Annotated in this window: 13 protein-coding genes and 1 pseudogene; 5 read left to right on the forward strand and 9 right to left on the reverse strand. The window is 71.4% G+C overall.

The window, feature by feature from the left end; genetic code table 11:
* Positions 1–33 precede the first annotated feature (33 nt).
* The 6 genes and pseudogenes from QUE51_RS08215 to QUE51_RS08240 form a co-directional block, all read right to left on the reverse strand.
* Positions 34–483, reverse strand: a complete 450-nt coding sequence (locus QUE51_RS08215) for a hypothetical protein (protein WP_286279013.1) — start codon at positions 481–483, stop codon at positions 34–36.
* 228 nt (positions 484–711) lie between these two features.
* A complete protein-coding gene (locus QUE51_RS08220) occupies positions 712–1,014 on the reverse strand; it encodes a hypothetical protein (protein ID WP_286279014.1) in 303 nt (100 codons plus the stop codon).
* Positions 1,015–1,055: 41 nt separating this feature from the next.
* Positions 1,056–2,572: pseudogene (locus QUE51_RS08225) on the reverse strand (glycosyl hydrolase); the annotation flags it as partial.
* Between the two features lie 191 nt (positions 2,573–2,763).
* Complete coding sequence (locus tag QUE51_RS08230; RefSeq protein ID WP_286279016.1) at positions 2,764–3,498, reverse strand: efflux RND transporter periplasmic adaptor subunit; 735 nt, start codon at positions 3,496–3,498, stop codon at positions 2,764–2,766.
* Positions 3,495–5,246: a glycosyltransferase family 2 protein gene (locus QUE51_RS08235; RefSeq protein WP_286279017.1), complete on the reverse strand. Its 1,752-nt coding sequence runs from the start codon at positions 5,244–5,246 to the stop codon at positions 3,495–3,497. Before QUE51_RS08235 ends, QUE51_RS08230 begins: the two co-directional genes overlap by 4 nt.
* A gap of 213 nt (positions 5,247–5,459) precedes the next feature.
* Positions 5,460–6,749, reverse strand: coding sequence for an FAD-dependent oxidoreductase (locus tag QUE51_RS08240; protein WP_286279018.1), 1,290 nt, complete (start codon positions 6,747–6,749; stop codon positions 5,460–5,462).
* Positions 6,750–6,787: 38 nt separating this feature from the next.
* On the opposite strand from QUE51_RS08240, the gene QUE51_RS08245 reads away from it, so the two are divergent.
* The 4 genes from QUE51_RS08245 to QUE51_RS08260 all read left to right on the forward strand — a co-directional run bounded on the left by QUE51_RS08245 (position 6,788) and on the right by QUE51_RS08260 (position 9,577).
* Positions 6,788–7,117, forward strand: coding sequence for a hypothetical protein (locus QUE51_RS08245; protein ID WP_286279019.1), 330 nt, complete (start codon positions 6,788–6,790; stop codon positions 7,115–7,117).
* Between the two features lie 378 nt (positions 7,118–7,495).
* Positions 7,496–7,987, forward strand: coding sequence for a bifunctional nuclease family protein (locus QUE51_RS08250; RefSeq protein WP_286279020.1), 492 nt, complete (start codon positions 7,496–7,498; stop codon positions 7,985–7,987).
* Positions 7,988–8,084: 97 nt separating this feature from the next.
* Positions 8,085–8,801 (forward strand): glycosyltransferase family 39 protein, encoded by a 717-nt coding sequence (locus QUE51_RS08255; RefSeq protein ID WP_286279021.1) that lies wholly within the window; start codon positions 8,085–8,087, stop codon positions 8,799–8,801.
* On the forward strand, positions 8,744–9,577 hold the full coding sequence (locus QUE51_RS08260) for a hypothetical protein (RefSeq protein WP_286279022.1): 834 nt from the start codon (positions 8,744–8,746) through the stop codon (positions 9,575–9,577). Before QUE51_RS08255 ends, QUE51_RS08260 begins: the two co-directional genes overlap by 58 nt.
* A 7-nt stretch (positions 9,578–9,584) precedes the next feature.
* Here QUE51_RS08260 and QUE51_RS08265 read toward each other — a convergent pair whose 3' ends face one another.
* The gene (locus QUE51_RS08265) at positions 9,585–10,808 is read right to left on the reverse strand and encodes a low temperature requirement protein A (RefSeq protein ID WP_286279023.1); all 1,224 of its coding nucleotides are present in this window, start codon (positions 10,806–10,808) and stop codon (positions 9,585–9,587) included.
* A gap of 108 nt (positions 10,809–10,916) precedes the next feature.
* On the opposite strand from QUE51_RS08265, the gene QUE51_RS08270 reads away from it, so the two are divergent.
* Positions 10,917–11,816 (forward strand): NAD-dependent epimerase/dehydratase family protein, encoded by a 900-nt coding sequence (locus QUE51_RS08270; RefSeq protein WP_286279024.1) that lies wholly within the window; start codon positions 10,917–10,919, stop codon positions 11,814–11,816.
* Positions 11,817–11,877: 61 nt separating this feature from the next.
* On the opposite strand, the gene QUE51_RS08275 is transcribed toward QUE51_RS08270, so the two are convergent.
* Positions 11,878–12,024, reverse strand: a complete 147-nt coding sequence (locus tag QUE51_RS08275; protein ID WP_286279025.1) for a hypothetical protein — start codon at positions 12,022–12,024, stop codon at positions 11,878–11,880.
* A 106-nt stretch (positions 12,025–12,130) separates the two neighbouring features.
* A complete protein-coding gene (locus QUE51_RS08280) occupies positions 12,131–12,655 on the reverse strand; it encodes a COG4315 family predicted lipoprotein (RefSeq protein ID WP_286279026.1) in 525 nt (174 codons plus the stop codon).
* Between the last annotated feature and the right edge of the window lie 27 nt (positions 12,656–12,682).

Below are 12,682 nucleotides of genomic sequence, written 5' to 3' on the forward strand. Positions count from 1 at the left end.
AAGCGGAGGCAGGAGCCGGAACGGAGGGGCCGCTCAGGAACCCGAGGTGCCGGTCCCGGTGGCAGGGTCGTCGTCAGGGTGGCCCGGCCGTCCGCCGCCGGGTCCGCCCTCCTCGAGGCCGGTCACGGCGAACGACTCGTCCAGCTTGACGGTCGCCTCGGTGCCGTCCGCCTGCACGATGTGAGCCTCGTACGCGGCGCCTTCCGCGTCGGTCTCCAGCCGCTGGACGGTGGCGTCCGGGTAGGCGGCGACAACGGCTGCCCGGACCTTCTCCGCGGTGTCGCCCGTGAGGAGCTCCTCCGTCTTCCCGTTCGCCTGGTGCCCGCCCTGGCTGGGGTCCCTCTCGGCGGGCGCCGAGGAGGCCGAGGGCGTCGGCGTCCCCGTCTCGGCCACGGCCGGCAGAGCGGCGGCGGTGATGGCGCCGACCGTGAGGCCTCCCGCCAGCAGGAGCCCGCCGATCGTCATCGTCTTTCGCACGTTCATTGCTACTCCTTCGCACAATCCCTCAGGTCGAGGGGTGCGGCCACGATCGTCCTCCTTCGGAAGAGGACGCCCGGGCGGAGCTATCGATGGGCCCAGAGTCGCGGTGTCGAGGCCGCGCGCACCGCGGCCAGGACGGCGGTCACGCGGCGCGGTGCAGCGGCACCTTCGTGTCGCCGCCGACGGGCTCGTCGAACCGACGGAAGCGGAGCCCGCAGGCCCCGCTTTCCGTCAGCTCGCGTTCGCCATGATGTAGGCGAGCAGGTACGACCGGCTGTTGCCGTCGTCGATGGTCGCGGTCGGCAGGGCCCGCGCGGCGGCCAGCGCCTCGCCCGCCTGCTCGCGGCCGGCGAGTGACGAGTACATCAGCAGGTAGTCCCCGAACGGGATGTCGAACCCGGCCGGTGCAGCGGCCTCGACGAGCTTGCCGATCTGGTCCCCGCCGCCCGCGGCATCCGTTCCCAGGTAGGCGGAGACGGGCGCCATCGGGACCAGCTGGATGCCGACGATCGCGCTGGGCTCGGGGAGAACCACGTGGCGAAGTCGCGCTTGGCTCCCCAGTTCAGCGACACCATGTCGTGGCCGAAGCCGTCGAACTGCGCCTCCCCGAGGTCGGGGTTGATCCAGTAGGCGAGGGTCGAGGCGGTCTCGGCGCTCAGCAGCCACGCCGCCTCGGACGCGAGCGAACGGTTCCCGGAGACTTTCGCCCACAGGGAGAGGCCCGTCCACGCGGTCACGGCCTCGGAGGAAGATTCCTGGTTGTTCCCGTCCGCGAAGGGGAGTAGCCGGACGCCCAGCTGTGCGAGAAGTACGGATCGAACACGCGGGTGGTGGGGAAAGCGGTCGACGTCCCCTTACCCGGGCGGGACGCGATGTCGGCGGCGAGCAGGTCGAGGACGGGGGCCCACCGCTTCGCCAGCTTGGGGTCGTCCTGGGCCACGACACCGGCGGCGTAGAGGAAGTAGCCGTAGTGGAAGTGGTGGTCATTGCCCTCCTCGGAGCCGAACGAGGTCGCGAGCCCGACCATCGTCTTCAGATCGGGGTCATAGACGAAGCATTCCTGGTCGCGCGTCGTGCAGCCGGCGGGATCCGTCCACTTGTCGAGCTGATCCGTCAGGGCCGTCGTCAGCGTCGCCGCCGATTCCGTGTCCCCGAGTTCACGGGCGAGCTGGAGCAGCATCGCTGCGCGGTAGAGCGTCTTGCCGCCGAAGTAGGTGTCGGCGGCGAACGTCGGAGAGGTCGACACGTCGACCTTGAGCTGCTGGCCGAGCTCGGCCTTCTCGTCCTCCGGGAGGCCGCTGAGGTCGAGCGCGGAGGCCGGCGGCACCGTGGGGGTGTCGAAGGAGAGCGTCCGTGCCGCGCACAGCGGCACGGTGCCGTAGACCGTCGAGTAGGTGAGCCCGGAGCAGCCCTTCGCCGCGGCGGCTCCCTGGTGGGGAAGGGGCACGACGAGCGAGGCGCCGCCTGCCTGGGTGCGATAGGTCAGGCGCGTGCGCTGCGCGTCCCCCGTCCGGCGGTAGGAGGTGGTGACGGCCGTCAGCGGGGAACCGGCGGCCGAGGTGAGCGCCTCGCGCTGTGCGTCGGTCGTCCCCTCGGGGAGCGGGAGGAGCACGAGGGAGCCGCCCTCGCTCAGGTCGACGGAGGTGCCGGAGACGGTGCCGGAGGTGGTGCTGAGCACCCACTCCTGTGATCCGACCCGCACCGTGCCCGACCCGTCGCCGGTCGCGGTGACGGGAGCGCTCAGCCGGACCGTCTGCGCCGTGTCCGCCCGGTAGGAGACGAGCGGCGATCCTTCCGCGATGGTGGTGTGACCGAGCACCGTGTCGCCGCTGCGGTGCTCGACCGTGACGGACACCTCGTCGTAGGCGCTCACCAGAGCGCTCGTGGCGCCCAGGTCCACGTCCAGGCCGGGCCCGACCGCACCCAGGATCGTGTTCGCGGAGGGAGCGGGCGTGGGCAGCCCGGCCGTGAACCCGCTCGCCGTCTGCGCGAAGGAGAGCGGGAAGGGGAACACCGGCTGCGGCTCGGCGCCGAAGACGAGCCCCGAGAACCACCGGTTGGTCGGCGGGAGAAGGCCCTCGGCCAGCCGCATCTCCGGGGTGGGAGCCACGGCACGGCTCGGCACGTTCGCGAGCAGCCGCTGCGTCGCCGAGTCGGGAAGCACAGCCGTGCCGGAGGAGGCGGCCGCAGGGGCTTCGCCGGAGGCGCCCGTGCACGCGGTGAGCGCGGCGCCGGCGAGGAGGATCACGAGACCCGCTGCGAATGCGGGAGGGGTGCGAGAAGTCACCAGAGTCCGATCTGTCGTAGGAAGCCGACGGACGCGTCGATCGCGCCGGCGAAGATGCCGTCCTGGCGGAGGTGGAGGGTCGCGTCCACCGGAGTGCCGGGGGTGACGAGGCCGTTGTATGCGCCCTGGACGAGGTAGTCGCTGGACACCTTGATCTGGGCCTGCGCCTGGCCGTCCTCGGTCCGCACCGTCACCTGCTCGACGCGTCCGGGGACGGTCGTCTGGTTCGGCAGGATGAGGTCGACGTCCGCGCCGTCGTCGATCCGCTCGTAGTCGCGCGGAGTGAGGGTGTAGTCGCCGGTCACGAAGAGGCTGTCCGCGCGGTCGATCGTCGCGAGCTTCGCTCCCGCCTGGATGAAGTCGCCGAGTTTGGTGTCGACGGTTGCGACGGTCCCGGCGACGGTCGCCTTGAAGGTCATCGTGCCGTCCTCGGCCACTGAGTAGCTCGCCGTGTCGAAGGAGACGAGGCCCTGCTGCAGGTCCTGCAGCAGGGACAGACTCTGCACCTGGAAGAGGAACTGGCCGACCACCACCTCGTCGCCGACGGAGACGTTCTGCATGGTGACCGTGCCGCCGTAGTCGGTGCCGACCTGATAGGTGTCGGCTGCGATGGTGGCCGAGGTGCTCGCCACCTCGGCCTGGCGGTGGGTGAAGATCACGGTGAGCGTCGCGACGAGCGCCACGACGAGAAGGAGGCCGGCGCCGAGCTTCAGCCGATTCGCCCAGGTCACGAGGCCACCTTCTGTCCCGCGGAGCCGGCGCGCAGCGGGGAGATGCGGGCAAGCCCCTCCCCGTCCGCGGAGAGCGGCCGGGCGATGATCGTGCGGATCGGAGCGGGCTGGTGGGTGACCAGTACCTCCGCGGCCGCCAGGCCGTTCGCAGCCGCCCGGCTCTCCCGGGTCAGCCGGCGTCCCTCGCGGGCGGCGACGACGACGAAGGAGAAGAGGATGAGCGTGTTGAGCACGTTCCAGCCCGTCGCGAGCGTCAGCACGCCGTTGTCGAGGTCACGCCAGATAGCGACCGCCGACGTGAGCAGCAGGAAGGTGAAGAAGAGCACCTGGGGAAGGATGAAGTTGAAAGGCGACTTCGGCCGGCCCTTGCGACCGGTCACGTGCCACGCCTCGTCCTTCCCGGCCAGCACGTTCCAGAGCGCCTTGACGTAGATGGGGAACGAGACCGTCGCGAGCATCAGGACCTCGTAGCGGAACGAGCCGAGCGTGAAGAACGCGAGCACGATCTGCATGACGTAGAAGCCGCAGTAGTAGAGGAGCCACTGCAGAACCGAGATGTGCAGGTTCATCGGCCGGAGATCGAAGAAGATCTCGAGCGGCGGCACGAGGAGCAGCAGCAGGGGCGCGATCCCGGTCAGGTAGTGGGTCGCGGTCACCATGTACTGGAGCCGCTGGTCCATCGTCAGGCGGCGCTTGGGGCTGAAGGGGCTGTGGGTGAAGAGGATCTCGAAGCCGCCCGTGGCCCAGCGCAGCTGCTGCTTGCTGTAGGCCTCGATGGTCTCCGGGGCGTCGCCGACTGCGAGGGTCATCGGGATGTAGATCGAGCGCCAGCCGCGCTCGTGCAGGTGCAGCGACGTCCACACGTCCTCGGACTTGGAGTCGGTGTCGATGCCGCCGATGTCGTCGATCGCGGCACGCCGGTAGATGACGTTGGTGCCGACGCAGAACGCGGCGTTGAAGCGGTTCCGGCCGGGCTGGATGAAGCGGTAGAAGACCGCCTGCATGTAGCCGGCGCCGCGGGAGACGAGGCTGACCAGGTTGCCGTAGGTCTGCGGGGTCTGCACGAAGGCGACCTTCTCGTCGATGAAGAACGGCACCGTCTCGTGCAGGAACAGCGGCTTCGGCACGAAGTCGGCGTCGAGGATGACGAAGAAGTCACCCTTGGCGAGGGCGAGCGCGTGGTTTACGTTGCCGGCCTTGGCGCCGTTGTTGCTGAGCCGGCGGACGTAGCGGGCTCCCAGCCGCGCCGCCAGGTCGCGCACCTCGTCGCTGCCGCCGTCGTCGAGGATCCAGGTGCGGTGCTCGCCCTGCATCTCGATGGCGGCCCGGGTCGTGGCCTCGATCTTGCCGAGGTCCTCGCCGTACACGGTGATGAACACCTCGATGCCGACCTGCTTGCCGCCGACGAGGATGGGCCACAGGGAGGGCTGATCCCGGAGGCCGCGGCGGGTGATGGCCTTCTCGTCGTAGAGCGTCTCCTGGGTGGCGTGGAAGTTGAAGTCGCGGGGGTCGCCTCCGCCGGAGAGGATCGTCCACATCGCGAAGAGGGCCTGCAGCACGAGCACCGCCTCAGCGGAGACGACCATCAGGTAGGGCAGCAGATCTCCCCGGTTGGCGGGGTTCAGGAGGAACTGTCCGTAGAAGAGGATCCCCGCCGTGGCGACGAGGACGAGCAGGATCATCACAGGGGAGTGGACGCGGCCACCGGCCTGCGAGATGGCGGTGATCTCCTCGGTCGACCGGGGCACGGCGCGGTGCGATTTCCGGGGCCGCGGCGCGGCCGGACGTTCAGGGAACCGGTTGACGTTGCTGCGGGGCAGGGTGCGGGACATTGGCGCGCTCTCTCAGAAGGGGCAGTGAGGGGGCGGGCCACGGCGGGAATCCGGTGCCCAGGAGGTGTCGGCTGCTGTGGCGACGGAGTTGCGGTGATGGTGGGGGACGGCGGGGTCAGGGAGGGCGGCTCAGGCGACGCGCCCCCAGGTGAGCGCGGGGTGGCGAGCCTGCTGCACCTCGGCCGTGCTGGCGCCGAACAGGCCGGCACCCTCCGTGATGGCGGCGAGACCGGGGGTCCGCAGGGCCTCGAGCGGCGCCCACGAGGTGAGGGTCTGCCAGGTCTCGGCGAACACCGGCTCGGTGGCGACGGTCGCGTCCGCGAGCAGGCCGGCCATCGCCTCCGTGCGGCGGCCGACGTCGACCGAGTCGGGGATCAGGGCGGCCACGGCGTGCGCTGCGGAGGTCGGCGTGCTCGACCACTTGGACGGGGTGAGCGACACGAAGGCCCGGTCGCGGTCGACGGCGAAGCCCTCAGCAGGGACCCGGGTGGGACTGGACTTGAGGCGCGACTTGGCCGCGCGGTAGCCGCCCACCCGAGCCTGCGAGAGCGTCTCCGAGCGCACGAAGTCGGACAGCCGCTCCAGGATCGAGCACGCCCACCAGCCATCCGTGAGCGATCCGCGGGAGCCGGTGCCGGACGAGGAGAACCCGTCCGAGACGAGCCACGCCCGCTCCGCCGAGTCGGCGCCCGGGATGTCCCGCGAGGCGAGGAACAGTCCGCCTGCGGAGCGGGAGGGCACGATGAGGGCGGCGCGGGGAAGCGGCCCACGGAGGACGAGCATCCTGCTGAGTCGTGCGTCGAGCTCGCGGTCGAGCCGCACCGAGGCAGGCAGCAGCTCGGGGGCCGCGGTGCCCGTCGCCAGGATCACCCGGCGGGCGCGTGCTCGCAGCGTGCGGCCGTCGGGGGTCGTCACCGTGGCATCCCAGGCGCCTCCGGCGCCTCGCGAGAGGGAGCTGCAGCGACCTGCGAGCGTCTCCGCAGCGGCCGCGGCAGCGCTCCGGGCGGCGCGGAGGAAGCCGACTCCGTCGAGGATCGCCTCGTCCGTCCGCAGCGCGGCGATGTCGGGGCGCAGGAAGGAGGGGCGACGGGTGAGCGGCGTGCAGCCGCCGACGCGGCTCCGGAAGTCCTCGGCCCATCGGTCGTCCGGCCCCACCGCGACGGTGTCGACCGCGGTGTGGAAGGGGCGGACCGCGTCGCTCCACCAGAAGGGGACGTTCTGGCCGAGCTCCTGGATGAGGTCCGCCTCGCGGACCGGGTCGTAGAGCCGGCCGCGATGCAGGTGTCCGTGCCAGTGCGCGGACTGGTCCGCGGGCGTCACGGCGTCCGCGACCCAGCACACGTATACGCCGCGGGACGCTGCCGCGAGCACCGCGGACGTGCCGGCGATGCCTCCGCCGATCACCAGAAGGTCGTGCACGGTCAGGCCGCGTCGCGGGCGTGTCCGAGGAGTCGGCGATGTACTCGACGACGGCCGTGTCCTCGGCGAGCGTGACGGTCGCGTGCAGCCCGCCGGGCGTCGTCAGCATCGCGCGTCCCGGGGCGCTGGCCGTGAGCGAGAAGTCCCACAGCCGCGGCAGCGCGACGATCTCTCCCCGCTCCAGCGGGATGACGAGGTCGCCGACGACGTTCTGGCGGTGCTCCACCACCGAGGCGTCCGACTCGGCCGGTGCCGCGAAGAGCGGAAGGGATTCATGCGCGGCGGGGCTGCCGGGCGTGCGGGAGGAGGTGCGACATGGGGGCTGCTCTCGTTCTGTGCTGCGGGGAACGTCGAGCGCGGCCGGATAGGGATCGCCACCGCTGACGTGCGACTCCGATGGCGAGGAGTGCGACGCTATGCGGCCGGGCGACCCAAGGAGGGGGACTTGACTTCTGCCCACGAGTCGGCGGGGGTGGGGGCGCCGATCGCACGCGGATCGCGGCGGTTCCGCGGAATTCCGGGGAACCGCCCGGCGTGGCGCGGGTTCGCCGAGCGTCCAGGAGGGGTGAACCTGGGAAAGCGCCGCCAAGCTCGTCCGGAGCTCCGGCGTGCCCCCGGACCCCGATGGGCTACCCTCTTTTCCCCGCCTGGTCGCCGGAACCCCCGGCCGGGGCTCCGGGTTTTCCTCGCCCCGCACAGATGGGGGTCGTACCATGGCAGTTCCTCGCCGGCACGGAGGAGTGGCCATGGTTCAGGTTCGGATCGCCGGTGTCGCCCGCGACGCCGCCGGGCAGCACCTCATCCTGCTGAAGCCCATCGCCTCGGGCTCCGAGACCGTGCTGCCGATCTGGATCGGCGGCCAGGAGGCGAGCTCCATCCTCATCGCCGTGGAGGGCGCTCACGCCGCCCGCCCCCTGTCGCACGACCTCATGAAGACCCTGCTGGAGGCGACGGGAGCCACGGTGGAGCGGGTCGAGGTGACGAAGATCGAGGACAACACCTTCTACGCGGAGATCACGCTGCGGACCCCGCAGGGTCGCCTGGCGATCGACGCCCGGCCGTCGGACGCCGTCGCACTCGCCTCGCGGGTGGACGCGCCGATCTGGGTCGCGGACGAGGTGCTGGAGGCCGCCGGGGTCCCCGACGAGCTGACCGGGGAGGTTCCGGACGAGGAGGCGAAGGTGGCCGAGTTCCGCCAGTTCCTCGACGAGGCCGAGCCGGAGGATTTCGCGGGCTGAGCGCGACGTCGGGGTCTGCGAGTGCGAGCGGGGGCGGGGTGCGCCTCCGCTCCGCGTCGCCGTCCGTGCTCGCCCTGGTGGGGGCGTTGCGGCCGCCGTGGGGAACGGCCTCGGCAGCTGGGTTCCGTCGTACTGGGGCGACGAGGCGGCCAGCGTCCTGTCCGCCTCCCGGCCGCTCGGCTCGCTTCTGGCGGAGCTGACCCGGGTCGATGCCGTGCACGGGGTCTACTACCTGCTCCTGCACGGCTGGGTGCGCCTCTTCGGAACCTCGGAGCTCGCCACCCGGGCGCCGAGCGCGATCGCGGTCGGCTTCGCCGTCGCGGGCACGATGGTGCTGGCGTCCCGGCTCGCGGGCACCCGCGTCGCGCTGCTCGCGGGGGCGGTCTGCGCGGTGCTGCCGCGGCTGACCTGGGCGGCAACAGAGGTGCGGTCCTACGCGCTCGCGTGCGTGGTCGCCGTCTGGGTCTCGGTCGCGCTGGTGGCCGCGTTGCAGGACGCCGGGAACCGGCGAGTCGCCTGGCTGCGCTACACGCTGGGCCTCGCGGCGGCGCCCTACCTGTTCCTGTTCCTCGGCCTGCTGGTCCCTGTGCACGGGATGTTCCTCGCGGGGACGCGGGCGGGGCGCGGCCTGCTCCGCCGCTGGCTGCTCGCCGTGGCCGTGGCGCTTCTCCTAGCGGCACCGATCGCGGCCGTGGCGGCCGGCCAGCGCGAGCAGGTGGCCTTCCTCGCCCGGCGCCACTACCTCACGCCCCCGACGTGCTCGTCGACCAGTGGTTCGGCGCCGTGCCGGCGGCGGTCGTGTGCTGGACGCTGATCGTCGTCGGTCTCGTCGCGGCGCTGCTCCGCGGCTCCGCCGCCCGGCTCGGTGAGCGACAGCTGGCGCTCCTCGCCGGCCTGTGGCTGACCCTGCCGACCGGACTGCTGATCCTCGAGAGCGTCCTCGTCGAGCCGACCTACAACATGCGCTACCTGACGCTCTCGACGCCGGCCGCGGCGATGCTCATCGCGCTCGGGATGATGGCGGCCGCGCGCTGGTGCTCCGCGGCCGCCCGCCGGCTTCGGCTCTCGGAGCGGGTCGCGGCGGCGGTCCCCGGCGCCACCGCCGTCGCGCTCCTCGCCCTGGTCGTCGCGGCCTCCGCCCCGGTCTACGTCGAGGAGCGTGGCCCTTTCGCGAAGGACGAGGGGAGCGACTGGCGACAGGTGTCGGCGTACGTCGGCGCCCATGCCGGGCGCGGGGATGCCGTGGTGTTCGACGAGAGCACCCGCCCGTCGGAGGACCCGCGGCTGGCCCTGCGGCTCTACCCCTCCGGCTTCGCCGGGTTGCAGGACGTGGAGCTGCGCCGGCGCTACGACGAGCGGCCGTGGCTGTGGGACGACGTCACCCTGGTCCAGGCGACGTTCGCGCGGCTGACGCCCACGGTGTGGGCGGTCGAGCTGCCCCGGGGTCGCGCTCTGCCCGCCGACATCGCGGCCCTGACGGCGGATGGATACAGGGTGACGTCTGCGCACCTGGTGCATCGGGATGTCGTCTACCGCCTGCAGAAGTCGAGCGCCGGTCCTCCCTCGTCCCCCGATCCGGACGGCGTCTGAAGCCGGGTCACCACCGCGCGGGCGAGGAGACGCGCATCCTCTCGAGTGCGGCCTCCTGGTGCCGGAAGCCCACTGTCTCGAAGCCCACGATGACGATCGCCGGAGAGAGGACGAGAAGGCCGAGAGTGACCGTCAGGGACCCGCCGAGCGCCGGAGCCGCCACGCCCGCCACGATGGCGAGCACCGACAGGGCGAACAGGGGCACGTGGAAGCGGTCGAAGGCGCGCAGCAGGACGCTGTAGATGGTGAAGATCGCGGTGGACAGCACGAGCACCGGAATCGCGACCGTGAGGGCCACGCCGACACTGTCGAGCTCGGCCTCGCCCTCGATCGCATCCGCCACCACGTGCAGCCCTGCGCCTGTTGCGGCGATCGAGGCGAACACCACGAAGTGGCCGTAGGCCCAGAAGAAGACCCGCTCCCTGTGCGCAGCGAGCACCTCGGCCGCGGGAGTGAGGTAGTAGACCCACCACATCGCGAAGGCGAGAGCCATGCCGCTGAAGGCGACGACGCCCGTCCCGAGCGACCATCCCTGCTCCGCGACCACCGCCGTGACGGTCGTCACGGTGCCGTAGACGACCTCGCCGAGCGTGATGATGACGAGCAGTCCGAACCGCTCCGCGAGGTGCTGCGCGTGCCACGGCAGGGGCTCGAGCACGTGCTGCGTGATGATCGGGCCCGCCAGCTCGAAGAGGACGAGGGCGAGGAAGACCGCGACGCGCGGCATCGCCTCGAGCTGGACGAACGTGAAGGTGACCCAGCCGACCTGCGCGGCCGCGATCGATCCGGCCGAGTACAGGTTGGACCGCCGTCGCTGCGGATCGTCGCGTGCCGCCCGCAGCCACAGGGGTACGAGTGCCGCGCGCATGATCACGTACCCGGTGACCATGAGCGCGTTGTCGAGCGGCTCCCCCTCGTCGATGGAGGCGAAGGCCGCGGGGATCCCGAACGTCAGGATGATCACCCCGACCATCTGCACCAGCGTCGCCACCCGCACCGCCCAGTCGTCCGTGTCGTACGCGGACGTGAACCAGGAGTAGTTGATCCAGGCCCAGCTGACGGCGAAGACGGCGAAGCCGAATCCCCAGCCGCCGGCTGCGATGTGCCCCTCGGCGAGGTAGTGCGCGAGCTGTGTTCCGGCGACGCCGAACGCGACCACGAAGGTGAGGTCGAACAGCAGCTCGAGGGGCGTGGCGCCCCGATGCGACTCGTCAGGATCGCGCCCGGTCATCCTGACAAGTCGATGGCTGCGGCCGCGGAGGACCGTCGAGATGCTCATGCAGGCCAAGGTAGAGGGCTGACGGGGAAGCTCGGAAGGTCCGCAGGTAGGCTCGAGCGGGTGCAGGCAGCAGGGTCGCGAGTCGTCATCACCGGAGGCAGTGGAAAGCTCGGCCGGGCGGTTGTCAGGGAGTTCGCGGAGCACGGCTACGCCGTGACGAGCGTGGACCGGATCCGACCGGCGGATCTTCCACACGGAGTGCAGTTCGTCCAGGCGGACCTCACGGACTACGGCCAGGCGGTCGAGCTGCTGACCGCGATCGACGACCGCTACGGCGAGCACCCCGTCGGTTCGGGCGGGGTCGACGCGCTGGTGCACCTCGCGGCCATCCCCGCTCCGGGGCTCCTGCCCAACCAGGCCACCTTCGCGAACAACAGCATCACGACGTACAACCTGTTCTCCGCGGCCCGTCTCGGCGGAGTGCGCCGGGTGGTGTGGGCCTCCAGCGAGACCCTGCTCGGCCTCTCCTTCGAGGACACGCCGCCGCCGTACCTCCCGGTCGACGAGGAGTACCCGGTGCGCCCGCAGTCGTCGTACTCGCTCGCGAAGGCGGTGGACGAGGAGCTCGCCCGCCACTTCGCCCGCTGGTGTCCCGACTCCGGGTTCCTCGGTCTGCGGTTCTCCAACGTCATGGAGCCCGCGGACTACGCGGCGTTCCCCGGTTTCGACGCGGATGCGCATCTCCGCTCGTGGAACGCGTGGGGCTACATCGACGCGCGAGATGGCGCCATCGCCTGCCGCCTCGCCGTCGAGGCCGACCTCGTGGGTGCCGAGAACTTCCTCATCGCGGCGGCCGACACCGTCATGTCCCGTCCCTCCGCCGAGCTCGCGGCGGAGGTGTTCCCGGAGGTCCCGCTGCGTCGCGAGGTGCCCGGCACCGAGACGCTCCTGTCGATCGACAAGGCGCGGCGGCTTCTCGGGTTCGAGCCGGCGCATTCGTGGCGGGACGGGCTGGACTGAGACGGGAACGCCGCGGCGGAGCGGGTGCTCCGTCGCGGCGTTCGCCTTCGGCTGTCGAGGTCTAGACGAGGAAGACCAGGTTGCAGTCCTTGCAGGACCAGTAGTGGCTGTCGCCGTCACCCTGCTTGCGCAGGGGCTGCTCGCAGTTCGGGCAGTTCGGGTCGGAGCGGCGAGAGGACGCGGCGGGGCCGGCGGTCAGAGCAGACATGGGGACCTTTCGTCCTTCAGAGCAGGGCGGGAAGCCCATCCGAGAACCGTACGGCCAAGTAGTTCGAAAAACAAGCCGCTTGGAATGTGAATAGGTTGAGTGTCCCTCAGTGGATCGCCTCCCCGTCGGGGCCGACCACCCACCAGATCTGCTGCACCGCCTGGCCGTTCACGTCTCCGGGCGCAGCGTCGCCGACGAAGTAGTAGAGCGGCAGCCCGTTGAGGGTCACCTGCGGCTGGCCATCGGTGCCCGTGATCGTGCCGACCTCGCCCGTGACGCCGTCGACCGTCGGGGTGTCCGAGGTGGCGTGCAGCGGAGGCCAGTTGACGAGGCACTGGCCGGAGCACGAGCTGCTGCCCGACCCGGCCGTGTCCTTGTCGAACACATACAGCGACATGCCCTTGGCGTCGACGACGATGTCGCCGAGGGACGTGCTGGCGACCGCCAGGTCCGCGGCCGCGGACGGGCTGGGCTCCTCGGCGGGTGGCGTGGTCGCAGCGGGCGGCGCGGAGGAGGCCCCCGTGTCCGGGGCGCCGGAGCTCCCCGGGTCCGTCGTCGAGCCTGCGCAACCGGTGAGAGCCAGGGCGATCACCGACAGGGCGACCGCCAGGTGCGACGTCTTCCTTCTCATCCCCGTACCTCCTTGTTCGCAACCGCC

It is taken from the genome of Naasia aerilata (assembly GCF_030296595.1).
In the GTDB taxonomy this organism is placed as follows: Bacteria; Actinomycetota; Actinomycetes; order Actinomycetales; family Microbacteriaceae; genus Naasia; species Naasia aerilata.

Excerpts from the sequence above, each read along its gene's own strand:
- QUE51_RS08245 (WP_286279019.1), top strand. The coding sequence starts at position 6,788 with ATGTACTCGACGACGGCCGTGTCCTCGGCGAGCGTGACGGTCGCGTGC.
- QUE51_RS08215 (WP_286279013.1), bottom strand. The coding sequence starts at position 483 with ATGAACGTGCGAAAGACGATGACGATCGGCGGGCTCCTGCTGGCGGGA.
- QUE51_RS08265 (WP_286279023.1), bottom strand. The coding sequence starts at position 10,808 with ATGACCGGGCGCGATCCTGACGAGTCGCATCGGGGCGCCACGCCCCTC.
- QUE51_RS08275 (WP_286279025.1), bottom strand. The coding sequence starts at position 12,024 with ATGTCTGCTCTGACCGCCGGCCCCGCCGCGTCCTCTCGCCGCTCCGAC.
- QUE51_RS08280 (WP_286279026.1), bottom strand. The coding sequence starts at position 12,655 with ATGAGAAGGAAGACGTCGCACCTGGCGGTCGCCCTGTCGGTGATCGCC.
- QUE51_RS08250 (WP_286279020.1), top strand. The coding sequence starts at position 7,496 with ATGGTTCAGGTTCGGATCGCCGGTGTCGCCCGCGACGCCGCCGGGCAG.